The following is a 23043-nucleotide window of genomic DNA, read 5'->3' as shown; positions in this document are numbered from 1 at the left end:
TGCCATGTTTTCATTGTGGGTATCGCCTGATGATACGTTGTTTTTTTGGGCGAAATGCTGACGAAAAACAGGCTATCGTCAGTTTTGACGTGTCGACGCGGGAGCAGGTGACGCGCTCGGACAGACGATGATGGATAGCCCGGGAGGGGCGCAGCTCCGCTTCCGGGGAGGATAGCGGGCAGGCTTGAAAGCGGTGCTGCGCTTATTGGGCTAGGTCAAATAACGGCTTCTCGCCAGCGCCGCCGCGCCCCGGGCGCCGTTAAACGCCGAGGAGGAAGCGGCGATAAAGCGTACGGCCTGATACGGTAGCGGACGGCGAACGTAGGTTTTAACCCTGGTGATTAGGGCGTCGCGCGGGAAAGCGGGCATATCCATTACGCCGCCGCCGAGGATCACCGCAGCGGGGTCGAACAGGTTAATACTGGTGGCGATGGCGCGGGCGGCATGATTCAGCAACTGCTGCACAAACGGCTCCTGTGCGGCATGAACGAACAGCTCGCCCAGTTCGTACGCGCGCGGCTGCTGTTCATACCAGCGCTTTAGCGCAATGCCGGAGCAGACGGTTTCCAGACAGGCGGGGTTTCCGCAGGCGCAGGTGAGGGCGTCATCGCCCTGGGGGATATGCCCCAGCTCGCCCGCCACGCCGTGGGCGCCGGTCCACGGCCCGCCGTTTAGCCAGACCGCGAAGCCCATACCGGTGCCAAGATAGGCCGCCAGCACCTCCTGCTCCTGCAGGCCGTTCTGCTGCACATCAAAAGAGAGCTGCAGATTCACATCGCGGGAAAACTCCACCGGGCAGCCCAGCGCCGCTTCCAGCCGGTCCGCCAGGTTATACAGATCGTCAGCGGCCAGAGGCAGGTTGGGGGTGGAGATAATCGTCCGCTTGTCTTTTGCCACCAGCGCCGGAAACCCCATCACCAGCCCGCAGCAGCGGGCATCATGTTGGTTTAGCTGCTGCTGTAGCAGGTTTTTAATGCCGTTAACCAGGCCGTCGGCGTTAATCACCTCCGCGGTACGCAGCTTTTCGCAGTGCAGCGCTTCGCCCTGCGCCTTTTGCAGGCAAAAACGGATATGAGTCGCTCCCATATCCACGCCCGCGACGACGTTACGCTTTTTTTGCATGAGGCTGTACCTCGTTTTTTGCCGCCAGAATTTGCTCGACCATGATCTGCCATGCCTCTTCAATCTTCTCGGCGTGATTAAAGAGGCCCGAAGTACCGACGATAAAGACGTCCGCGCCCGCCGCCATCAGTTTTTCATAGGTGGCTTTATTGCAGGAGCCATCGATTTCGATCTCGTAGTTCAGCCCTTCGCGCTCGCGCCAGGCTTTAAGTTCAGCGATTTTCTCCAGCATTTCCGGGATAAATGGCTGTCCGGCAAAGCCCGGATCGACGGTCATCACCGTGATTTTGTCGGCTTTATGAATGTAGTACTTCATGGTCTCAACCGGGGTTTCCGGGTTAAGGATCAGCCCGACTTTCATACCGTGGCGTCGAATTTCTTCGATCAGGCGGAAGGCCTGGCCGTTGATGGTTTCCGGATGCAGGGTGATAAAATCCGCCCCCGCCTGCGCCAGCTGGCTAATGTAATCCTGCGGGCGAGTGACCATCAGATGGCAATCCAGCGGTTTGCTGGCCAGCTTTTTGACCTGGCCGACGAAAAACGGCGACAGGGTCAGGTTCGGCACAAAATGACCGTCCATGATATCGATGTGAAAATAGTCTGCATGCTGGTCGATAAACTCGATCTGTTCTTTAAATTTCAGCAGATCCATACACATTAAAGAGGGAGCAATTTTCATGATAAATTCCTTACTTACTGATAAGACGGTCGAGGGCGACAGCCGCGATGATTAATCCGCCCATTACCACCAGCTGGTAGTAGGTTTGTACTTGCAGAATGTTCAGTCCGTTATTGATGGTGCCGATAATCAGGCCGCCGATGACCACCGAGAAGATGCGTCCTTTGCCGCCGAAGAAGCTGGTACCGCCGATGATGGCGCTGGCGATGGCGTAGGTTTCAAAGCCCATACCGGCCAGCGGCTCTGCTGCACCGAGACGCGCGGTGGAGACCACGCCCGCCAGTCCGGCGCAAATACCGGAAATGATGAACACCAGCAGCATGTGAAACTTGACGTCGATACCGGAGTAGAAAGCGGAGTTTTTGTTGCCGCCCAGCGCGTAGATATTGCGGCCGACGCGCATACGGGTGGTCAGGAACCATAGGATCAGCGCCACAATCAGCGAGAAGATCACCGGCACCGGGATGCCCAGCGGCGTGGCGGCAAAGAAGTTAACGAAATCAAATGAAAAGCCGTACACCGAGTTGGCATCAGAGATAACCAGCGTGATACCGCGGAAGATGGCGTTGGTGCCGAGGGTAATAATGAACGGATGCAGCCCGGTCCAGTTGACCAGACAGCCGTTGATGGCGCCCAGCGCGCCGCCGACCAGCACGCCGCCAATCAGCGCCGCAAGGAACGGGTCAACGCCCGCCAGCATCAGCTTGGCGGTGACCATCCCGGAGAGCGCGAGGATCGCCCCGACCGACAGGTCGATCCCGGCGACGAGGATCGCGAAGAACTCGCCCATGCCGATCAGCACGGTGACCGAACTCTGGACAAAGATCTGCGTAATGTTGTTGGTCGTCAGGAAGTACTCTGACGACAGGGTGCCGAAGATGGCGACGATGATAGCGAGGATAAAAAAGGTGCCGTATTTATCCCAGAACAGCGCGAAGTTAAACGGTTTTTTCTCGTCCATATCGCCTTTTACTCTTGTGGTAGTGCCCATGCCATAATCTCCTCTTCGCTCATATCGTCGCGATTGGTCAGGATTTGCGTCAGTCGCCCTTCGCAGAACACGGCAATGCGGTCGCAGACGGCGATAATTTCAGGTAGTTCGGATGACACCATCAGGATGACTTTTCCGTCATCGGCCAGCTGGCGCATCACTTTATAAATTTCGGCTTTTGCGCCCACGTCGATACCGCGCGTCGGCTCGTCAAAAATGATCACTTCGGGGCTGCAGCATAGCCATTTCGATATCAGCACCTTCTGCTGGTTACCGCCGGATAGCTCGGTAATGTTCTGATCGACCGAATGGCACTTCAGCGCCAGCAGCTTGCGCTGCTCTTCCGCCGTTTTGCGTTCGTCGCCTTCGCGGAACAGCCCCATGGCCCCTTTGTAGCCGCCGCGCTTCAGGCTCTGGCTGACTGCCATATTCTGGGCGATAGAAAAATTGGGGAAAAAGCCGTTTTCCCGGCGGCTTTCGGTGATGTAGCCCATGCCTTTCTTTAAAGCGTCCAGCGGCGAGCGGGGGGAGATCGCTTTGCCGTTGAGGTAAATCTCACCGCTGCTACGTTTATCAACCCCAAACAGGCAGTCCATCAGTTCGGTGCGCCCGGAACCGACCAGTCCGGCAAAACCGAGAATTTCGCCGCGATTCACGCTAAACGAGATATCGCGTACCTTTTTCTTGTCATGGCTGGTGACGTTTTTCACTTCAAACACCGTCTCGCGGGCGATATTGCCGGTGCTCTCTTTCATGGCGTTGAAGCGGTTTTGCAGTTCGCGGCCAACCATCAGACGAACGATGTCATCGTTATTCACTTCGCTGACCATCCCGCTGCAGACGCTGCTGCCGTCTTTCATGACCGTGTAGCGGTCGCAGATGCGGCGTATTTCCGCCAGCTTGTGCGAGATATAGACAATGGCGGTGCCCTCTTTCCGCAGCTGATTCATGATCAGAAACAGATAGTCCACCTCTTTATTGGTCAGCGAGGAGGTCGGTTCATCCATGATCAGGACTTTGGCATCAAGCATCAGCGTCTTGGCGATTTCCAGCATCTGCTTGTGGCTGATGGAGAGATTTGCCACCTTTTCGTCTAAGTCGATCTTCAGCCCGACGCGCAGCAGCATCATCGCCGCCCGCACGCGCATTTCTTTCCAGTCGATCACGTTGACGCCGCAGACTTTTTTCGTCAGATGGCGGCCAATATATAAATTCTCCAGCACCGTTAATTCATCAATGACGCTGAGCTCCTGATAAATAATTCCAATGCCGAGCTGGGCCGCTAATTTATGATCAAGCTTGTCGTAGTTAACGTTATTAATCGTAATGGTGCCTTTGGTCGGTTCATGTATTCCCGACAGAACTTTCATCAGCGTTGATTTACCGGCACCATTTTCCCCTAATAACGCATGTATTTCATGGGGGTAAATAGTTAAATCAACCGATTTTAATGCGTGAACCGGGCCAAAGGATTTGCCGATCCCCGCCATTGAAATATATGGCGTGAGCATAGATTTTCCTTATATTTTCACCCTCTCCGTGGGGGAGAGGGTCGGGGTGAGGGCAACCGTCAGTACAAGGTCAGTCTTATTTCGTCACCAGAATGGAGTCCACCAGCTTAAACTGCGGGGCTTTATCCAGAGGGATGACTTTGCCGCTCTTCTCAGCATCGACCATCAGCTTAAGACCCGTAGCGCCAATATCCGCCGGGTTCTGGGCGACTGTGGCGGTCATCTGTCCGGCTTCGACCATTTTGCGCGCTTCAGGAATGCCGTCGGTACCGACCACCAGTACCTTACCGGTTTTGCCGGCATTCGCGACGGCCTGGGCGACGCCCATTGCCATGGTGTCGTTGGCGCAGTAGATCGCTTTAACGTTCGGGTTACGCTGCAGCACGTTGGTGGCGACGTCCAGCGCCTTGATGCGGTCCCAGTCGGCAGGCTGACTGGCAACCAGCTTGATTTGACTCGCTTTTTTGAAGGCTTCGGTGGCGCCATTGCGGCGGGCCTCACCGGACGCGTTACCGGCTTTGCCTTCGATAATAGCGACTTCGCCGCCTTCAGCACCCAGTTTGTCGATGATAAACTCTGCGCCTTTCGCCCCGACCGCCACGTTATCGGTGGTGACAAAACCTTCTACGTTGCCGCCGGCTTTCTTCAGGTTATCCATATCGATTTTTTCATCGAGGTTGACCAGATAGATGCCCTTTTTCCAGGCTTTAGCCACCGGCATCACCAGGTTTACCGATGAGAGGGGCGCAAAGGCGATACCTTTGTAGTTTTTATTGCTCAGGTCTTCAAACAGCTGCAGCTGCGACTGAAAATCCCCTTCAGAAGGTGAGGCAAAAATATCGACGCTCACGCCCAGGGTTTTGGCTTCGTCTTCAATACCCTTTTTCATATCCACCCAGAATGGATTGGATAAGGTTTTTAAGACCACGGCATAATCGGCGGCGGCAAAGGCGCTGGTGGATAACATTACGCCCATAGCCGCGCCGCTGAAAAGTTTCAGATATTTATTCATATCAATACTCTCGGTGTAAGATACAATTTTATTGATCCCACTTATGTGGGATCGGCTTTTTATTTACTTCAGCGCGCCTGGAGAAAAGAAATTAACAATTGCGCCGGTTTTTTGCATGTTTAAATTCGCTTGTTCAATATTAAGCTGGGCAACGGAAACAAAGAATGCATCTAATAATGTCAGTTGTAATATACGCGCTGAGGCGTTTCGGCCTAATAAAGGCGTCTCTGGTGCTGGCGAACAAATAATAAAATCAGCTAATTTGGCAATCGGCGAATGATAGCTGTGGGTGATGCAAATAATTTTTGCCCCGTTCTTTTTAGCCAGCTCCACCGCGGATTTAATATCGCTGGTGCGCCCGGAGTGTGAAACCACCAGCACCACATCGCCTTCTTTCAGCAACGAGGCGGACATCATCATGATATGCGCGTCCGGGTAGGCCTGGCAGCGCACGCCGATACGTAAAAATTTATGCTGCACGTCGGCGCAGATGGCGTTGGAGCCGCCCGCGCCGTAAAGATCGCGCTGGTTAGCCTGAGCGAAAAAGCGCGCCGCGCGGTGAATCTCGTCGACGTTAACGATCGACTGGCCTTCCATAATGGTGCGCAGAGTGATGTTAAACACCTTGTTCACCACATCCTGCGGCGCTTCATCAAAGGAGAGCTCGGTCGGTAGCACCTGCTCAGATTGCGAAAAGTAGGCCTCCAGCGCGCTGCGCAGGTTACGAAAACCGCTAAACCCGAGCAGCTTAGAAACCTTAACGATCATGGCTTCTGATACCGACAGCGCTTCCGCGACGTCTTTAATGGCCGGCGCATCGCTGAGATTGCCGGGGGTAAGCAACCATTCGACGATACGGCTCTCGTTTTCGGTCATGCCTTCCTGCTTCATGCGAAGCCAGGGGGCAAGGCCGATACCGTTAGGGAGCGAACTGGATTCTGACTGACTCATCGCTTTCTCTTTGTCCATAAAATGAAGACGACACTATATCACCACAGGCAAAACAAAAAAGATACCGCCAACTTCACAAAATTTATTTTTTTATAAAGTTATGTTTATTGTGAAGTTTTGCTAAAATTCATTTTTACTTTTACATGTAATAAATTCATTATAAATCATACTATTGTGTGATTTATATGGTTCTTTTTCTGAAAAGTGCATATGGCGTTAAATAACGTTTTCGACTTGATTTGTAAAATATCAGCGTGTAGAAAGGAGCCGGATGATGCTATTTTCAGCGTTTCCAGGGGCATTTTTAGGCGTTTAAATCACAACGCCAACCATCCTTGTAAAGTTAACAACAGGCGAGGCTAAGTATGAAAAGGATTGCATTTGGATGCGATCATGTCGGTTTTATCCTGAAAGACGATATCGTTGCGCATCTGCGCCAGCGCGGGATTGACGTCGTGGATAAAGGCGCATGGTCTACGGAACGTACCGATTATCCGCGCTATGCCAGCGCCGTCGCTGAGTCCGTTGCCGCTGGTGAGGTCGACGGCGGGATCCTGATCTGCGGCACTGGCGTCGGCATCTCTATCGCTGCCAATAAGCATCCCGGTATTCGGGCGGTGGTGTGCAGCGAGCCCTACTCGGCGCAGCTTTCACGGCAGCATAATAACACCAATATTCTGGCCTTTGGCGCGCGGGTGATCGGCCTTGAACTGGCAAAAATGATCGTCGATGCCTGGCTGGATGCCGAATTCGAGGGCGGGCGCCACCAGGGGCGGGTAGACGCGATCGGCGCGATTGAGCAGCAGCGGATTTGAGATTCCTCCGCTACTCGCCGCGGTAGCGCTTGATTAACGTAAAGCCAGCCCACCGATGAGACTGGCTTTATGAAACGTTATACTACCGCTTTGCTTTTTTGCACCCTATCCCTCGCCGGCCAGCTGGCGCACGCCGATGTGATCGACGACGCTATCGGCAATATTCAGCAGGCTATTAACGATGCTTACCACCCGGGCGATAGCCGTTCCGACGACGATGACTATGATGATGGGCGCTATCAGGGCAGCCGTCAGCAAAGCGCCGATCGCCAGCGGCAGTATGAAGACAGACGACGACAGCTTGAAGATCGCCGCCGCCAGCTTGACGAGCGTCAGCGCCAGCTGGACAGCGATCGGCGACAGTTAGAAAACGACTGGCGTCGTCTGGATGATGATTACTGATGCCGGGCGATCCGCGGCGGGAGCCAGGGAATCAGCAGTCCCATAACGATGCCGGACGGCAGCGCCGAGATAAGCAACAGCGGGATTAAATAGAAAAACATCGGAATAAAGGCGCCGATGATGCCGCAGAAAATGGCCGTTATCAGAGGCCCGGCAATCCCGCCTGCCAGCATTCGATAGTACCAGGCGCAATCAGCGTGGCCCGTCAGGATAGCCATGAAAATGCCGGTTAACAATGCGGGTAAAAAGCCAATACCCCAGGTGAGGGATAATACTTCCGGAAGATGATTGAGGAGCTCATCAACTGAGATGACCCTGGGTAAAAAGAGAATGAGCGGTAGCGGTATTAACGGCCCAAGGGCCACGAACCAGCCTGCATGATGAATCATTCGTCCTGTCACGATCGTTTCCTTCCCTGTTTTTTTGTCCGTCGGGAAAGGTATTTCACTACTGTGAAGCGAGGATGAAGTCAGGGTAAAACGGTGATAGAAAATTAGCTCAGTTCGGGCAGGGCGGGGACCAGCTCTTTCAGCAGGGCGACAAGTTCGGGGTCCATATAGCGGTAGTCGTCGGGGATATCCAGCACGTAAAGCGGTTTATTTTCGACCAGGCGACGATATTCAGCGACCAGTCGATTTTTATGTTTCTGCTCCATCACGCAGATAATATCCGCCCAGTTAATCAGTTCAGGAGTAAGGGTTTTTCTGGCGTTCCGGCTCGTGCCCGCAGAGCGCACGTTCATGCCAGGATAACGGCGGAACACCTGTTCCGCCGTCGGGCTTCGCCATTGATTGCGGCTACAAACAAACAGCACGTTGATCAATTCGATAACAGCTCTTCCATTCCCTGATGCGCCAGCTGGCGACGAGTTTTACGGGGATATTCCATTCCCAGCTGCGCGGCGCGTAGCAATTTTTCTGAACGCAAATAGAGATGCTTCCAGTTTTTCTCGCGACGAAAACGTAAGAGGGCGGTGTGAACATCGCGAGACTTATTGCGCTGCTTTTGCGCCATGCGCCAGTCCCGGCTACGGGTTGTTTCCATGGTCTTTTCTCTCTCAGATTAATCGGGTTCAGCAGCCGCGATAATACGGAGAGGAAAGCGCCGCTATGTTAACGCTGCCAGGGGCCCTTTATCCAGCGTTTTCACGCGTGTTGAATACCGGGGCAGGGGCTGCTGGTGTGCGGTCGTCGGAGGAGCCGGGCCGTCTGGATAAGGGTTACCGATGTGCCGCGATCCGCGGCGGAAGCCTGGGAATCATCGGCCCTAGCTCCGCAAACCAGCCGATATGATGCAGGAACTTATTCATTTGGCGTTTTTCTCTGCTCCCTGCCCGGCAGATAGGCTATCAGCCATCCCATAATCAGTCCGGAGAACAGGCCAGAACCTGCGATTACCCGGAACCCATGACCACGCAGAATAAAGGTCGTCAGATCGGTATCGGAGAAAAGCAGCACGCCGGTTAGCGGTATTGCCGCGCATATGGCCAGGCCAATGGTCGCGCTGGCGAGGATACGCCGGTAATGAATCGCATGAATGCCCGTGGGCAAAAAAGCGACGGCGATCCCGGTCAGTAGCGCCGGGATGGCGCCAGCAGCCCAGGGGACGATGAGAAAATACGGCAGTTCAGAAAAGACAAATTCAAAGAAACTACCCACCGAACGGCGCGACTGTATGACGATGGTGACGATGGCCCACAGCAGGCCAATATAGGGGCCAATGAATGCATACCAGCAGGCATGGCGAAGCGTGCGTCGTGTTGTGGTCATGTGAATCCCTTCAGATGGTTAAGTCCGCAGGGAAGATAGTGAGGTTAAGTGAAGGGACGATGAAGTTTGGTTAAGGCAGCATAATCTCCATGCCGTCAAATCCCGCTTCAAACCCTGCCGGCAGAGAGTGCTCCATCATCCACGCGTCGAAGCGGTGGCTAATATGAGTGAGGATCACTCGCGGGCAGCCGATGACCTGGTTAATGGCCCGCACGGTGTTCAGGTCGCAGTGGTTGCGCGGCGGCTGCGGGCGCGGTTCGTGGCTACAGTCGATGATGATAAGCTGCGGCTGATTATTCAGCAGGAACTTCAGCGTTTTTTCCGGCAGCGCGGCGGTATCGGAGAGCCAGGCGACCCGGCTATGGGCCGACTCCAGCAGATAGCCAAACGTGAGCCTTGAGTGATTCAACGGCAGCGGCGTGACGCGCAATCCCTGAAGTTCAAACCGCACAAATGGTTCGACGGTGTGGCTGAAATCCAGCAGGCCCGGATGCTTAAACAGGTCATCGCAGCCCTGATCATCCGGGGGGCCGTATACCGCAATGGATTCGCCCACGCCCCAGCGCAAGGGGAACAGCCCCTGTACGTGATCCATATGATAATGGGTGAGCAGAAACTGCTGAAAGCTGCCGGCGGGCCACTGCGTCATCAGATCCGGCAGCCCGGCATCGAGCAGCGTCACCGCGCTATTGAATTTAACTATCGCGCTACAGGGGCGACGACGATGTGCTTCGTCGGCGCGGGCGCGGCGACAGGCGGGGCAATCGCAGCCAAAAACCGGCACCAGCTGCGCGCCGCCGGTGCCGGTTAAGCGGATACTCAGGCTCATGCTTTCTCCTCGCGCGTCAGGCTGGCTGCCGTTCGCGTCGGTTGCCGTGAATGCGAATCAGCGAAACCAGAGCGTCCACCGACTGGCTAAGGCGACCATCGTTATTTAGCGTCAGACACGCGCTCGGCGTATAGCGCGCCGCGCGCGCCATGCGCTGGGCGATCTCTGTTTCGTTCTCCCGCCCGCGCCGCGCCAGGCGTTGTCTGAGCACCTCCGGTGAAACCTGCAAACAGATAGGCAGGAGGGCGTCAGCATAGCGCGCCTGCGCTTGCGCAAGGTGCGCGCGTGAACCGTTAGCGACCACGTCGAACCCGGCGTGCAGCCACAGGTCAATCTCGATGCCAATACCGTAGTAATGGTGGTTTGCATGCCAGCTGAGGGCAAACAGATGCTGCTCGGCGCGGGTAAAAAACTCTCGCTCGCTGAGGGCGATATGGTTTTCACCGCCCGCATTGGGCGAACGAGTAATGTAGCGGTGCGCTACCAGCAGCTGCGGATGCTCACGCTGGCGCAGCGCTGCCAGCAGGCTGTCTTTACCGGAGCCGGAGGCACCGACCAGCCAAATCAGTTTTCCTGCCATCAGAAGACCCTCTTACCTTGCCGCCAGACGTGATCGATATGGATATGCTCGCCGTGACGGCGCGCCAGCACCAGGTCCGCCCGCTTACCTTCGGCAATCGCCCCGCGGTCGTGCAGCCCCAGCGCCTGCGCCGGGTTTTGACTTACCAGACGAATAGCCTGCGCGAGGGTAAAAGCGTTGCCCTCGTCGTCAGCGATGCGGAAAGCGGCATCCAGCAGGCTGGCGGGATAATAGTCGGAGGAGAGAATATCCAGCAGTCCGCTGGCCGCCAGATGATGAGCGGCGACGTTCCCGGAGTGCGAGCCGCCGCGCACGATATTCGGTGCGCCCATCAGGACGCTCATCCCATGCTGGCGCGAGGCCTGCGCTGCGGCGATAGTGGTGGGAAATTCGGCGATAACGCTGCCAAGCTGGCGTGACTCGAGCACATGTTCGCAGGTAGCGTCATCGTGGCTGGCCAGCGCGATATTCCGCTCGCGGCAGATCGCGGCGATGCGCTGCCGGTTGGGCTGTGACCAGGCAGCCGCCAGCGCCATCTGCTCCTCTTCGAAGGCGTCCATCTGTTCGTTGGTCAGATGGTATTTGCCCTGGTAGTAGTCGCGGTATTTGCTGCGGTCGGCGTACTGGCGCTGGCCAGGGGAGTGATCCATCAGGGAGACCATGCTCACCGGTTCGCGGCCAACCAGCTTCTCGAACAGCGGCAGAGTGGTGTGATGCGGCAGTTCGCAGCGCAGATGCAGCCGGTGTTCGGCGCGGTTGAGGCCCCGCTTTTGCGTCTCCTCCACGGCATTGATCATCTTTTCCAGGTTCTCCAGACGATCGCCGCCGTCGCGGACATCGCCAATAGCCACGGCATCCAGCACGGTGGTGATGCCGCTGGCGACCATCAGCGCGTCGTGGCTGCTCATCGCCGAGTGGGCGGGCCAGTCCACCTTCGGTCGCGGGGTGAAAAACTTGTCCAGGTTGTCGGTATGGAGCTCGATAAGCCCCGGCAGCAGCCAGCCGCCGTCGCCGTCAATGGCCTCCGCCAGCCGGCTCTGGCTTTCGGCAAAGGCTGAAATTCTGCCGTCCCGCACCTCCAGCGAACCGTTAACCACCTCGTCTTCGAGGACCAGCTTTACGTTGTTGATAATCATGCTGAAATCCCCATGGGGTGCAGGCGGTCGGCGACCTGTTTACGCGTGGCCTCGTCGTGGAAAATGCCGACGATCGACGCGCCGCGGGCTTTGGCTTCCTGGATCAGTTCCACCACGGCGGCGCGGTTTTTGTCGTCCAGCGAGGCGGTGGGTTCGTCGAGAAGCAAGATCGGGTAGTCTACCGCGAAGCCGCGGGCGATATTGACCCGCTGCTGTTCGCCGCCGGAAAAGGTCGAGGGGGCGAGGTGCCACAGACGTTCGGGCACGTTCAGGCGCGTCAGCAGGCGGGCGGCTTTACCGGCGCTCTCTTCGCGCGGGATGCCCAGCTCGAGCAGCGGCTGCATGACGACGTCGAGGGCGGAGATGCGCGGGATCACTCGCAGAAACTGGCTAACCCAGCCGATGGTGGTTTTACGCACTTCCAGGACTTGGCGCGGCGTGGCGGTGACCAGATCCACCCATTCATCGCCGTGGCGGATATAGATGTGGCCGCTATCGGGGAGATAGTTGGCGTACAGCGAACGCAGCAGGGTCGATTTTCCGCTGCCGGAGTGGCCGTGCAGCACCACGCATTCGCCGACGTTTACGCTCAGCGAGGCGTCGGCGAGTACCGGCAGACGCACGCCGTTCTGCTGGTGCAGAACAAAGGTTTTATGGATGTTTTCCACGCGAATGGCGTTCATTTTTAGCCTCATCGTGCCTGAATTTCCCCGGATCGCGGCGTGAACGCCTTATCCGGGCTATCTGATGCATTGATTCACGAAGCGCGACCGGGGATCGCCGGAGACGGCGCGTTGCGCCTGTCCGGGCTACCGGCTCGCAGACGGTCCGTCACCCGTAGCACGGTCAGCGCAGCGCCGCCGGGAGTGGACATACGCTCAGTTCTGCAATACCGACGACACCAGCAGCTGGGTGTAAGGATGATGGGGATCGTCGAGCACCCGGTCGGTTAAGCCGCTTTCCACCACCTGCCCCTGTTTCATCACCAGCAGACGGTTAGCCAGCAGGCGGGCAACGCCGAGATCGTGGGTCACAATGACTACCGCCAGATTGAGCTCCACGACCAGGCCGCGCAGCAGATCGAGCAGGCGCGCCTGCACCGACACGTCCAGCCCGCCGGTAGGTTCATCCATAAACACCAGCTTCGGCTGCGTCACCAGATTGCGGGCGATTTGCAGACGCTGCTGCATGCCGCCGGAAAAGGTGGTGGGCAGGTCGTCAATGCGCGAAGGCGGGATCTCCACCTCCTGTAACCACTGCCCGGCGGTGGTGCGAATGTGGCCGTAGTGACGGGCGCCGACCGCCATCAGGCGCTCGCCGATATTGCCGCCGGCCGACACCTGGCGACGCAGCCCGTCCATCGGATGCTGATGCACCACGCCCCACTCGGTGCGCAGCAGGCGGCGGCGATCCGCTTCGCTCATCGCGTACAGCGAACGATTCTGGTACCGCACTTCACCCTGCTGCGGCCTCAGGCGGGCGGAAATAGCCTTTAGAAGGGTGGTTTTACCAGAGCCGGACTCGCCAACGATACCCAGCACTTCTCCCGGCCACAGCTCGAACGATACGTCGCTGAAGCCTTTACCCGGCGCATAGAGGTGGGTCAGGTTATTCACCGCCAGTAACGGATAGCTCATTTTTTCTGCTCCTCGCACTGTTGGCGGCAATAGTCGGTATCGGAGCAGACAAACATCCGCTTGCCGCTGTCGTCGAGCACCACTTCATCAAGATAGCTGTGGCGTGAGCCGCAGATAGCACAGGGTTCATCCCACTCCTGAACGGTAAACGGATGATCGTCGAAATCGAGGCTCTCCACCAGGGTATAAGGCGGCACCGCATAGATGCGTTTTTCGCGCCCGGCGCCGAACAGCTGTAGCGCAGGCATCATATGCATCTTCGGATTATCAAATTTCGGAATCGGCGATGGGTCCATGACGTAGCGGCCGTTGACCTTCACCGGGTAGGCGTAGGTGGTGGCGATATGACCGAAGCGGGCGATATCTTCGTACAGCTTCACCTGCATTACGCCGTACTCCTCCAGCGCATGCATGGTGCGGGTTTCGGTTTCGCGCGGCTCGATAAAGCGCAGCGGTTCCGGGATCGGCACCTGGAAGATGAGGATCTGATCTTCGGTTAGCGGCGTTTCCGGGATCCGGTGGCGGGTCTGGATCAGCGTGGCGTCCTCGGTACGTTCGGTGGTCGCGACGCCGGTTACGCGTTTGAAAAACTGACGAATCGATACCGCGTTGGTGGTGTCGTCGGCGCCCTGATCGATCACCTTCAGCACATCATTTTCGCCGATAATGCTGGCAGTAAGCTGAATACCGCCGGTTCCCCAGCCGTAGGGCATCGGCATCTCGCGACCGCCGAAGGGTACCTGGTAGCCGGGGATGGCCACCGCTTTCAGGATGGCGCGGCGGATCATGCGTTTGGTTTGCTCGTCGAGGTAGGCAAAGTTGTAGCCGGTCAGTGCGTTAGCCACGTTGATTCTCCCGTTGCAGGCGTTTAAGTAGCGCCAGTTCGGCCTGGAAATCGACATAGTGGGGAAGTTTTAAGTGCGAAACGAAACCGGCCGCCTCGACGTTATCGGCATGAGCCAGCACAAACTCTTCGTCCTGGGCCGGACCCGCCGCCTCTTCGCCGTACTCCGGCGCCTGGAGCGCGCGGTCAACCAGCGCCATCGCCATCGCTTTGCGCTCGCTCATGCCAAACGTCAGGCCGTAGCCGCGGGTGAAGTGCGGCGGTTCATCCTGAGGGTCGACAAAGCCGTTGACCATTTCGCATTCGGTCATCAACAGTTCGCCAATAGTGACGGTGAAGCCCAGCTCTTCCGGGACGATCTCCACCGCGACGTAGCCGCTGCGAATTTCCCCGGCAAACGGATGGTTGCGCCCGTAGCCGCGCTGGGTGGAGTAGGCCAGCGCCAGCAGGTAGCCCTCGTCGCCGCGCACCAGCTGCTGCAGGCGCGACGAGCGCGAACAGGGATAAACCGGCGGATGGCGGGTGATGTCGTCGGGCTGCGCGTCAGTATCCTGCTCCGCCTTCGCCAGTCCCTGCTGGACGAGCAGATTAAAAACGTGCGGCGTGGCTTCCTGCGGCGCGCTATCGGTCGCCAGCGGCGGCGTTTCGCCGTTGGCCAGTAGGGTAAAATCGAGCAGACGGTGGGTGTAATCGTAGGTCGGGCCGAGCATCTGGCCGCCGGGGATATCTTTATAGACCGCCGAGATCCGGCGCTCAAGGCGCATAGCGGCGGTGTCGACAGGCTCGCTGACCGCCAGTCTTTGCAGCGTGGTGCGGTAAGCGCGCAGCAGAAAAATCGCTTCGACGCTATCGCCGCTGGCCTGCTTCAGCGCCAGCGCCGCCAGCTCCCGGTCGGCGATACCACCTTCGGTCATCACCCGATCCACCGCCAGATTGAGCTGTTGGCTAATCTGGTCAACGCTGATTTCAGGAAGCCGTCCATCGCCTCGGCGTTGCTGTTCCTGTAGGGCGTGAGCGGCGACGATCGCCTTCTCGCCGCCTTTGACGGCTACGTACATTAGCAGACCTCGACGTGAGTGGTGCGCGGAATCGCCAGCAGGCGTTCGCCGCAGGTGAGAATCAGATCGATACCCAGCGGGAACGGATGCGGGCGCTCGGTTAACTCTGCAATAATGCATTCCGGCAGCTGCGGGGCGATCATCCGCTCCTCGGCGATCCCGGCGCCGGTCAGGCGCAGCATCCGGCCGCCGCTGAGGCTGGCGAGCTGAACAATCAGCGTAACGCCGGTCTCCGGGGCGACGACGGTACCGGCGGAGAGCACGTTGAGCTGTTCGGCGCTGATGCTGTCACTGGCGACGGCGAAGGTTGCCTGCTGCGGCTGCTCAACCAGCGGCGCGCCGGTATGAAAGCGTAAATTCTGGCCGACCAGATCGTTATGCAGCGTCGGAGCGAGCCAGACCGGCGTCTCGTGATCCACCAGCGTCAGCAGCAGGCTGGTGGTGGCGACGTTCAGCGGCTGCCAGCCGTGCTGAAGCTGCTGCAGGGAGACAATCACGCCCGGCTCGCTCATCGCTTTCAGCAGGCGGCGGAAACTGTGCTGGGCATCCTGCACAGCCAGGGTAAAAGCGGGTTGTAAGGTCATGCGTTATCTCCGCGAACCAGAGTAAAGAAGTCGACCCGGCTGGCGTTGACTTCGGCGCGTCGGGCTTCAATGCGCGCGCTACGTTGTTCTTCCAGCGGGGTTATCAGGGTTTCCATCAGGGTGTGAAAATGGTGTGGCGACTGCATCAGGGCATCGATGGCCGCGCAACGTTCAGCGTGCGGACGATCGCGGCCTAAAATCCAGCTATAGCCGAGCGTGCCGTCGGCCAGGCGGATAGCGGCGCGGGTTAAGGTGGCGTCTCCGGCGAAAAATCGATCGCCGATGCCGCCCATGCGCGCCTGCAGCTGGACCAGCCCGGTTTCCGGGGCGCGAATCAGTTCATACTGCGGCGCGAGCTGCAGCGTTTGCATCCGCGCCGCCAGTTCTTGTGGGTCACTGTGGGCCAGCACGGACATCCAGCGCTGGCGGGTAGCGGTATCAAAGTGCATTCAGTGCTCCATGGTGAATTCAATCATGTCGGCGCGGGTCAGGCTGACGGAGTACTCCGTCGCGCTCTGCTCGCCCTGGCGATGATTCAGGGTGCGCACGCACAGCAGCGGCGCCATATTGGGAATGCCGAGAATGCGGCTCTCTTTGGCCTGCGCGCGGCGGGCGCTGATTTTGGTGCGTACGCGGGTCAGTTCGATATCAAGACGATTGCGCAACAGATCATGGAGCGAGCCGTGGGTAAAGGTTTGCAGAACCGGCCATAGCTGCAGGTCGGCAAAGTAGTGGTCTATCAGACACAGGGCGACGCCGTTAACGCGGCGCAGGGTGCGCAGGTGAATGACGTTATCGCCTTCACTGATGGCAAACGCATCGGCAACGTGGCTACTGGCCGGACGCAGCACCGACAGCAGCTTTTCGCTGGTCGGGTGGCTGCCCTGTTCGAGAAGATTCTGGCTAAAGCGCGCCTGGGCGTTGAGCGGGTAATCTATCGGGCGCATCAGTACCAGCACGCCGACGCCCTGACGGCGCTGGACCCAGCCGCGCTCGACAAGCTGATCGATGGCCCGGCGCAGGGTATGGCGGTTAACCTCAAAGCGGGACGCCAGCTGCTGCTCGGCGGGCAGATAGTCGCCGCAGCGGTAATGATGGCAAAGCTCTTGCTCCAGTTTGGCGGCAATTTCCTGATATCGCGTGGGGTAACTGGTCGGATGTCTGGATAAGTACATGGCAATCGAGCCTCACTAAGGACAAGAAGGAGTTTTCCTCTGAGCGTGAGCCAATCCTGACGGTTTTTTGTTACGTTTCGGTTAACTCCTGATGACCGGGGGATGAAGAGTTAACGCCGAAGGGATGACAGGTAAGCGGGGGATGAACGCACAGATGCCCTCTCCTGAAGGGAAGGGGGGAAACCGGGGGCGGAGTCAGCTGTGCGTGGGGCTGCAGAGCGGCGCAGGGGTAACAAACTGCACCGCCGGGTTCTCTTTCCCTTTCGGGGAGAGGGTGAGGGGAAAAGGTCAGCGTTAAGGTTCTTTCACCACGTTGACCATCCACGGGACGCCAAAGCGGTCGATAACTTTACCGAAGCCGTGCGCCCAGAATGTCTCCTGCCAGACCATCTCTATCTGCCCGTCGTCGGCGAGGCCGTCGAACCAGCGTTTACCCTCGATAACATCTTGCGGATCAAGCACAATAGTAAACCCGGCGTAGCGCTCCATTTTACTGGAGGGGCTGTCGCTGAGCATCAGGATGCTGTCGGCGATGCGCAGAGTGGCGTGGGCGATGCCGTCGGCGGCCAGATGCTGGCCGGAGGGGCAGCCATCCTCTGCGTCATGAATATCCCGCGGCATTTCGCCCCAGGTGATTTTATGGAGAAGTTCAGCGCCCAGCGCCTGCTGGTAGAACGCGATGGCGGCCGCGCAGTTGCCGCTAAAAGCGATATAGGGACTCAGGGGCATAAGCATCACCTCAGGTAACGAATATTCCATTAAGCGTAGAAGGGGATTGCAAAATTAAGCCAGGCGGCAGCGAAGGAAGATGCAAGAAGAGGCGGAAGACGATCGGACAATTCGCAAAACGGCACGGGAAAATATATTTCCCCCCGACGACAGGCGCCGGGGGAATAAAATCAGTTCTTTTTAACAAATTCGGATTTTAGCTTCATCGGGCCAAAACCATCAATTTTACAGTCAATATTATGATCGCCTTCAACCAGGCGGATATTCTTCACTTTAGTACCGATTTTTAGCATTGAAGAACTGCCTTTAACCTTTAGATCTTTTACTACGGTGACGCTGTCGCCGTCGGCGAGTAAATTACCGTTGGCATCTTTGACCACCAGCGCGTCGTTATCATCCGCAGGCTCGGCATTGTTCCATTCATGGGCGCATTCCGGGCAGATAAACATGCCGCCATCTTCATAAGTGTATTCAGAATGGCATTTTGGGCAGTGTGGCAGTTGCATGACGTTCCTCGCGATTACTGGGTAAAACAGGACGTTGGTCCATTAAATGGCGGCTGATAGCCGAAAGTGTAAGTGATTATAGCGCAATCCCGCACTTTTGTCGGGCCTTTTTTATGGGTTACTGCCGGGAAGAAAATGAATATACCCCGTGAAGAGCGACGGGGTTATTTCCATAAAAACCGCCAGATATTTCCGGAAATGTATCGCTAAGTTCCAATATTCATTGAACTTATTGGTTTTCGCCGACTCTGTTTAAGGGTAGGTAAATTTTTGTGAAGTTGATCCCAAATTTAAACGCTGTTAGGGTAAAAAGGCGAGAACGCAAATTCACTACACTTATTAGCGGCCCCGCATATTCATTATGGCCAGAGCAGGCGTCAACAGGTTCGGTTGTACGGACTGTCAGCAGACAGTGCAGGCAAACCTGCTACGCTTGAAATGTGGAGCACAGCAATTCGCCGCTCCCAACGCATGACGCGAATGACCTTGTCATTCGGCGGAGATTCGTGCGCTCAAGGCGAGAGCAAAAGAGGATAATTATGCTTAAAAGGAAAAAAGTAAAACCCATCACGCTTCGGGATGTGACCATCATTGATGATAGCAAACTGAAGAAAGCGATTACCGCAGCGTCGCTGGGTAACGCGATGGAGTGGTTCGATTTTGGGGTATATGGTTTTGTTGCGTATGCTCTTGGTAAGGTCTTTTTCCCCGATGCCAACCCCAGCGTGCAGATGATTGCCGCGCTCGGTACTTTCTCGGTTCCCTTCTTAATTCGTCCACTAGGCGGCCTGTTCTTCGGGATGCTGGGCGATAAATATGGTCGACAAAAAATTCTGGCGATAACCATCGTCATTATGTCGATAAGTACATTCTGTATCGGTCTTATTCCGTCGTATGCCACCATTGGTATCTGGGCGCCGATTCTGCTGCTGCTGTGTAAAATGGCGCAGGGATTCTCGGTGGGCGGAGAATATACCGGGGCATCGATCTTTGTGGCGGAATACTCGCCTGACCGTAAACGCGGCTTTATGGGCAGCTGGCTGGACTTCGGTTCGATAGCGGGCTTCGTGATGGGCGCGGGCGTGGTGGTACTCATTTCCAGCATGGTAGGCGAAGAGAACTTCCTCGACTGGGGCTGGCGTATTCCGTTCTTCCTCGCGCTGCCGTTAGGCATTATTGGTCTTTATCTGCGCCATGCGCTGGAAGAGACGCCGGCGTTCCAGCAGCACGTTGATAAAATGGAGCAGGGCGACCGCGAGGGCCTGCAGGACGGGCCGAAAGTCTCCTTTAAAGAGATCGCCACTAAACACTGGCGTAGCCTGCTGACCTGTATCGGTCTGGTGATTTCCACCAACGTGACCTACTACATGCTGCTGACCTACATGCCGAGCTACCTGTCGCATAACCTGCACTATTCAGAAGACCACGGGGTGCTGATCATCATCGCCATCATGGTCGGGATGCTGTTCGTTCAGCCGGTTATCGGTATGCTCAGCGACCGTTTTGGCCGTCGCCCGTTCATTCTGATTGGTAGCGTGGCGCTGTTCGCGCTGTCGATTCCGGCATTCATCATGATTAACAGTAACGTTCTCGGCCTGATTTTCGCCGGTCTGCTGGTGCTGGCGGTTGTGCTGAACTGCTTTATCGGAGTGATGGCTTCGTCGCTGCCGGCGATGTTCCCGACCCACATTCGTTTTAGCGCCCTGGCCAGCGCCTTCAACATCTCGGTGCTGATTGCCGGTCTGACGCCAACCCTGGCGGCGTGGCTGGTAGAAAGCACGCAGAACCTGATGATGCCGGCTTACTATCTGATGGTAATTGCAGTTATCGGTCTGATTACCGGCCTGTCGATGAAAGAGACCGCCAATCGTCCGCTGAAAGGGGCGACGCCAGCGGCTTCGGATATTCAGGAAGCGAAAGAAATTCTCGGCGAGCACTACGATAACATCGAGCATAAAATCGAAGATATCGATCAGGAGATCGCCGATCTGCAGGAAAAACGCTCTCGTCTGGTGCAGCAGCATCCGCGCATCAACGACTAAACCGTTTTGCTGTTAATCAATGCCGCCGTGGGCTTCCCCGGCGGCATTTTTTTATGCCCCGGCGGGCGCCAGATTATGGCGACGCTGCTGGCTCAGCCTGCGATACTGCTGCGGCGGCATGCCGACATATTTATTAAAAGTGCTGTAAAAGCGGCTGCTGGAGCCGAAACCGGCGGTCAGGGCGATATCGAGGATGGTCTTATCGGTGTCGCTGAGCAGCGCCCGAACGTGATTAATGCGCATCGCGGTAATGTACTGCTTCATGGTTTGCTGCATCACCCGCTGAAAAATCCCCATCGCGTAGTTGGCATTCAGCTTCACATGCTCGGCGACATCGTTGACGGTGAGCGCCCGATCGTAGTGGATGGCAATATATTCCAGCATCTGGCTGACGTAAAACTGGGCGTGGCGCGAAACGCTGTTCTTATGCGTGCGTGAAGTCTTGTTCACCAGAATCGGCTGCCAGCCGGAGAGGCTCAGGCGCTTGAGCATCAGAGCGATTTCATCGATCGCTAACTGGCGGATTTGCTCATTATCGCTGTTCAGCTCCTGCTGCCAGCGCTGGACTTCAAATACGCTGAGCTGCTGGGCAGCCAGCGATTTCACCACCATACCGTGGGTGACGTGGTTAATAAGCTCCCGATCCAGCGGCCAGGATAAAAACAGATGCATCGGCAGGTTGAAGATAGCCATCTGCCTGCAGGCCCCTGGTCGGGTAAGGCGATGGGGCGTACAGGCCCAGAACAGGGTGATATAGCCCTGCTCGATACGTACCGCTTCATCGTTGATCAGATACTCGACATCGCCGTCGAAGGGGACGTTCACCTCCACCTGACCGTGCCAGTGGCTGGCGGTCATGGCATAAGGAGTACGCAGCTCGATATCCATCCGCTGGTATTCAGAGTAGAGCGCCAGCGGGCTGCGGGGCAGTCGATCGTCGCTGCTGCTCATATACGCGTCGGCGGGATGCGCTGCGCGGGGTTTATCGATCATGATGTAGATTCCTGAATCATCATTCTTGCCGATTTTTGACGCCAGTCAGCGCTTATCTTAGTCGAATTAAAGGCCCGTTTTCTCTTCTTTTTCGCCCATTTATTCCCGAAAAATCAGTTTTCATGCTTGCCGGTAGCCGATCTGAGTTTTCGGGAATGCTCCGGCGGGAAGAGGGCAGCCTGCCGGTAGTCCGGCATGCCACTCTGTTAACGTTCACTAACCCTACGGAGAGCACCCTATGTCTGCCCCCAAAATTACCTTTATCGGCGCCGGTTCGACGGTATTCGTCAAAAATATACTCGGCGATGTGTTTCAGCGCCCGGCGCTAAAGTCCGCGCATATCGCCCTGATGGATATCGATGCGACTCGCCTGGAGGAGTCGCATATTGTGGTGCGCAAACTGATGGACTCTCTGGGCGCGGAGGGGGAAATCAGCTGCCATCGCGACCAGAAAGCGGCGCTGCAGGACGCGGATTTTGTGGTGGTGGCCTTCCAGATTGGCGGCTATCAGCCCTGTACGGTCACCGATTTTGAAGTCTGTAAGCTGCATGGCGTGGAGCAAACTATTGCCGATACGCTTGGCCCGGGCGGAATTATGCGCGCGCTGCGCACCATTCCACACCTGTGGCGCATCTGCGACGATATGACCGAAGTTTGTCCGAATGCCACTATGCTTAACTACGTCAATCCGATGGCGATGAATACCTGGGCGATGTACGCCCGCTATCCGCATATTAAGCAGGTCGGACTGTGTCATTCGGTGCAGGGGACGGCGGAGGAACTGGCCCACGATCTGGATCTCGACCCGGCGGATTTACGCTACCGCTGCGCCGGTATCAATCATATGGCCTTTTACCTGTCGCTGGAGAAAAAGCTCAGCGACGGCAGTTATGTCAGTATTTACCCGGAGATGCTGCAGGCATTTGCCGAAGGACGCGCGCCGAAGCATCGCGAGGATTCGCGCTGCCAGAACATCGTCCGCTATGAGATGTTTAAAAAGTTGGGCTATTTTGTCACGGAGTCGTCCGAGCACTTCGCGGAATACACTCCCTGGTTTATCAAGCCGGGGCGTGAGGATCTGATTGCGCGCTATCAGGTGCCGCTGGATGAGTATCCGAAACGCTGCGTAGAGCAGGTGGCGAACTGGCACAAAGAGCTGGAGCGGTATAAAACCAGCGAGCGCATTGAGGTCAAACCCTCGCGCGAGTACGCCAGCACCATTATGAACGCCATCTGGACAGGCGAGCCGAGCGTGATCTACGGCAACGTGCGTAACGATAATCTTATCGATAACCTGCCGCAGGGCTGCTGCGTGGAGGTGGCCTGTCTGGTGGACGCTAACGGCATTCAACCGACCAAAGCGGGCAAGCTGCCTGCCCATCTGGCGGCAATGATGCAAACCAATATCAACGTTCAGACCCTGCTGACGGAGGCGATACTCACGGAAAATCGCGACTATATCTACTATGCGACGATGATGGACCCGCATACGGCGGCGGTGCTGGGCATTGAGGAGATCTATGCGCTGGTGGACGATCTGATCGACAGCCACGGCGACTGGCTGCCGGCGTGGGTGCATGGCTAATCAGGTATTGTGTCGGATGACGGCTAGCGCCTTATCCGGCCTGGAGGTGGCTTTGCGTTTTTCTCCCGGCTCGCGCTGCGCTTAGCCGGGCTA

Annotated in this window: 27 protein-coding genes; 4 read left to right on the top strand and 23 right to left on the bottom strand. The window is 56.9% G+C overall.

Features of this window, described 5'->3' with window-relative positions; all coding sequences use genetic code 11:
- Positions 1-210: 210 nt before the first annotated feature.
- The 6 genes from alsK to alsR form a co-directional block, all read right to left on the bottom strand.
- Positions 211-1122 carry an allose kinase gene (gene alsK / locus ABLV12_RS13380; RefSeq protein ID WP_348867100.1) on the bottom strand — a complete coding sequence of 304 codons (912 nt, stop codon included), beginning with the start codon at positions 1120-1122 and terminating at the stop codon, positions 211-213.
- On the bottom strand, positions 1106-1801 hold the full coding sequence (alsE, locus tag ABLV12_RS13375; protein ID WP_348867099.1) for a D-allulose 6-phosphate 3-epimerase: 696 nt from the start codon (positions 1799-1801) through the stop codon (positions 1106-1108). The genes alsK and alsE overlap by 17 nt, the downstream gene beginning before the upstream one ends.
- A 10-nt stretch (positions 1802-1811) precedes the next feature.
- Positions 1812-2792, bottom strand: coding sequence for a D-allose ABC transporter permease (alsC, locus tag ABLV12_RS13370; RefSeq protein WP_004109413.1), 981 nt, complete (start codon positions 2790-2792; stop codon positions 1812-1814).
- Positions 2771-4303 (bottom strand): D-allose ABC transporter ATP-binding protein AlsA, encoded by a 1533-nt coding sequence (alsA, locus tag ABLV12_RS13365; RefSeq protein WP_004109412.1) that lies wholly within the window; start codon positions 4301-4303, stop codon positions 2771-2773. The genes alsC and alsA overlap by 22 nt, the downstream gene beginning before the upstream one ends.
- 76 nt (positions 4304-4379) lie before the next feature.
- On the bottom strand, positions 4380-5315 hold the full coding sequence (gene alsB / locus ABLV12_RS13360; protein WP_004109411.1) for a D-allose transporter substrate-binding protein: 936 nt from the start codon (positions 5313-5315) through the stop codon (positions 4380-4382).
- A 63-nt stretch (positions 5316-5378) separates the two neighbouring features.
- Positions 5379-6266 (bottom strand): D-allose utilization transcriptional regulator AlsR, encoded by an 888-nt coding sequence (gene alsR, locus ABLV12_RS13355; RefSeq protein WP_004137474.1) that lies wholly within the window; start codon positions 6264-6266, stop codon positions 5379-5381.
- 365 nt (positions 6267-6631) lie between these two features.
- On the opposite strand from alsR, the gene rpiB reads away from it, so the two are divergent.
- Both rpiB and yjdP read left to right on the top strand, forming a co-directional pair.
- Positions 6632-7081, top strand: a complete 450-nt coding sequence (rpiB, locus tag ABLV12_RS13350; protein ID WP_004117284.1) for a bifunctional allose-6-phosphate isomerase/ribose-5-phosphate isomerase RpiB — start codon at positions 6632-6634, stop codon at positions 7079-7081.
- Positions 7082-7150: 69 nt separating this feature from the next.
- Positions 7151-7483 carry a DDRRRQL repeat protein YjdP gene (gene yjdP / locus ABLV12_RS13345; RefSeq protein WP_004109408.1) on the top strand — a complete coding sequence of 111 codons (333 nt, stop codon included), beginning with the start codon at positions 7151-7153 and terminating at the stop codon, positions 7481-7483.
- On the opposite strand, the gene ABLV12_RS13340 is transcribed toward yjdP, so the two are convergent.
- The 16 genes from ABLV12_RS13340 to ABLV12_RS13265 form a co-directional block, all read right to left on the bottom strand.
- Positions 7477-7884 carry a hypothetical protein gene (locus ABLV12_RS13340; RefSeq protein WP_320076910.1) on the bottom strand — a complete coding sequence of 136 codons (408 nt, stop codon included), beginning with the start codon at positions 7882-7884 and terminating at the stop codon, positions 7477-7479. The two genes, yjdP and ABLV12_RS13340, sit on opposite strands and share 7 nt — an antisense overlap.
- 92 nt (positions 7885-7976) lie before the next feature.
- Positions 7977-8303, bottom strand: coding sequence for a phosphotyrosine protein phosphatase (locus ABLV12_RS13335; protein ID WP_024273604.1), 327 nt, complete (start codon positions 8301-8303; stop codon positions 7977-7979).
- On the bottom strand, positions 8303-8527 hold the full coding sequence (locus tag ABLV12_RS13330; protein ID WP_004117295.1) for a hypothetical protein: 225 nt from the start codon (positions 8525-8527) through the stop codon (positions 8303-8305). The genes ABLV12_RS13335 and ABLV12_RS13330 overlap by 1 nt, the downstream gene beginning before the upstream one ends.
- 257 nt (positions 8528-8784) lie before the next feature.
- Positions 8785-9252, bottom strand: a complete 468-nt coding sequence (locus ABLV12_RS13325; protein ID WP_049128476.1) for a hypothetical protein — start codon at positions 9250-9252, stop codon at positions 8785-8787.
- A gap of 70 nt (positions 9253-9322) precedes the next feature.
- The gene (gene phnP / locus ABLV12_RS13320; protein ID WP_016808417.1) at positions 9323-10081 is read right to left on the bottom strand and encodes a phosphonate metabolism protein PhnP; all 759 of its coding nucleotides are present in this window, start codon (positions 10079-10081) and stop codon (positions 9323-9325) included.
- A 16-nt stretch (positions 10082-10097) separates the two neighbouring features.
- A complete protein-coding gene (gene phnN, locus ABLV12_RS13315; protein WP_004117297.1) occupies positions 10098-10661 on the bottom strand; it encodes a ribose 1,5-bisphosphokinase in 564 nt (187 codons plus the stop codon).
- Positions 10661-11797 carry an alpha-D-ribose 1-methylphosphonate 5-triphosphate diphosphatase gene (gene phnM / locus ABLV12_RS13310; RefSeq protein ID WP_016808416.1) on the bottom strand — a complete coding sequence of 379 codons (1137 nt, stop codon included), beginning with the start codon at positions 11795-11797 and terminating at the stop codon, positions 10661-10663. Before phnM ends, phnN begins: the two co-directional genes overlap by 1 nt.
- Positions 11794-12480, bottom strand: a complete 687-nt coding sequence (gene phnL, locus ABLV12_RS13305) for a phosphonate C-P lyase system protein PhnL (RefSeq protein ID WP_004109400.1) — start codon at positions 12478-12480, stop codon at positions 11794-11796. The genes phnM and phnL overlap by 4 nt, the downstream gene beginning before the upstream one ends.
- A 195-nt stretch (positions 12481-12675) precedes the next feature.
- Complete coding sequence (phnK, locus tag ABLV12_RS13300; RefSeq protein ID WP_126488195.1) at positions 12676-13434, bottom strand: phosphonate C-P lyase system protein PhnK; 759 nt, start codon at positions 13432-13434, stop codon at positions 12676-12678.
- Positions 13431-14279: an alpha-D-ribose 1-methylphosphonate 5-phosphate C-P-lyase PhnJ gene (locus ABLV12_RS13295; RefSeq protein WP_348867097.1), complete on the bottom strand. Its 849-nt coding sequence runs from the start codon at positions 14277-14279 to the stop codon at positions 13431-13433. Before ABLV12_RS13295 ends, phnK begins: the two co-directional genes overlap by 4 nt.
- Entirely contained in the window at positions 14272-15336 is a 1065-nt protein-coding gene (locus ABLV12_RS13290) for a carbon-phosphorus lyase complex subunit PhnI (protein WP_004109397.1), read from the bottom strand. The genes ABLV12_RS13295 and ABLV12_RS13290 overlap by 8 nt, the downstream gene beginning before the upstream one ends.
- Positions 15336-15920, bottom strand: a complete 585-nt coding sequence (gene phnH / locus ABLV12_RS13285; protein ID WP_004109396.1) for a phosphonate C-P lyase system protein PhnH — start codon at positions 15918-15920, stop codon at positions 15336-15338. Before phnH ends, ABLV12_RS13290 begins: the two co-directional genes overlap by 1 nt.
- Complete coding sequence (gene phnG / locus ABLV12_RS13280) at positions 15917-16369, bottom strand: phosphonate C-P lyase system protein PhnG (protein ID WP_004109395.1); 453 nt, start codon at positions 16367-16369, stop codon at positions 15917-15919. The genes phnH and phnG overlap by 4 nt, the downstream gene beginning before the upstream one ends.
- Positions 16370-17095 carry a phosphonate metabolism transcriptional regulator PhnF gene (gene phnF / locus ABLV12_RS13275; protein WP_004117305.1) on the bottom strand — a complete coding sequence of 242 codons (726 nt, stop codon included), beginning with the start codon at positions 17093-17095 and terminating at the stop codon, positions 16370-16372.
- Positions 17096-17389: 294 nt separating this feature from the next.
- Positions 17390-17824 carry a VOC family metalloprotein YjdN gene (gene yjdN, locus ABLV12_RS13270; RefSeq protein WP_064396609.1) on the bottom strand — a complete coding sequence of 145 codons (435 nt, stop codon included), beginning with the start codon at positions 17822-17824 and terminating at the stop codon, positions 17390-17392.
- A 170-nt stretch (positions 17825-17994) separates the two neighbouring features.
- Entirely contained in the window at positions 17995-18330 is a 336-nt protein-coding gene (locus ABLV12_RS13265) for a zinc ribbon domain-containing protein YjdM (RefSeq protein ID WP_004097870.1), read from the bottom strand.
- Between the two features lie 539 nt (positions 18331-18869).
- On the opposite strand from ABLV12_RS13265, the gene proP reads away from it, so the two are divergent.
- Entirely contained in the window at positions 18870-20372 is a 1503-nt protein-coding gene (proP, locus tag ABLV12_RS13260; RefSeq protein ID WP_004109391.1) for a glycine betaine/L-proline transporter ProP, read from the top strand.
- Between the two features lie 51 nt (positions 20373-20423).
- Here the strand turns inward: proP and melR are convergent, their stop codons facing one another.
- Positions 20424-21365 carry a transcriptional regulator MelR gene (melR, locus tag ABLV12_RS13255; protein WP_004117308.1) on the bottom strand — a complete coding sequence of 314 codons (942 nt, stop codon included), beginning with the start codon at positions 21363-21365 and terminating at the stop codon, positions 20424-20426.
- A 238-nt stretch (positions 21366-21603) separates the two neighbouring features.
- Between melR and ABLV12_RS13250 the strand changes: the two genes are divergently transcribed.
- Positions 21604-22950 (top strand): alpha-glucosidase/alpha-galactosidase, encoded by a 1347-nt coding sequence (locus ABLV12_RS13250; RefSeq protein ID WP_004109389.1) that lies wholly within the window; start codon positions 21604-21606, stop codon positions 22948-22950.
- Positions 22951-23043: the final 93 nt, after the last annotated feature.

Source organism: Klebsiella sp. CN_Kp100, from assembly GCF_040065315.1.
Lineage (GTDB): Bacteria > Pseudomonadota > Gammaproteobacteria > Enterobacterales > Enterobacteriaceae > Klebsiella > Klebsiella oxytoca.
This window is presented reverse-complemented; position numbering and strand designations above follow the sequence as displayed.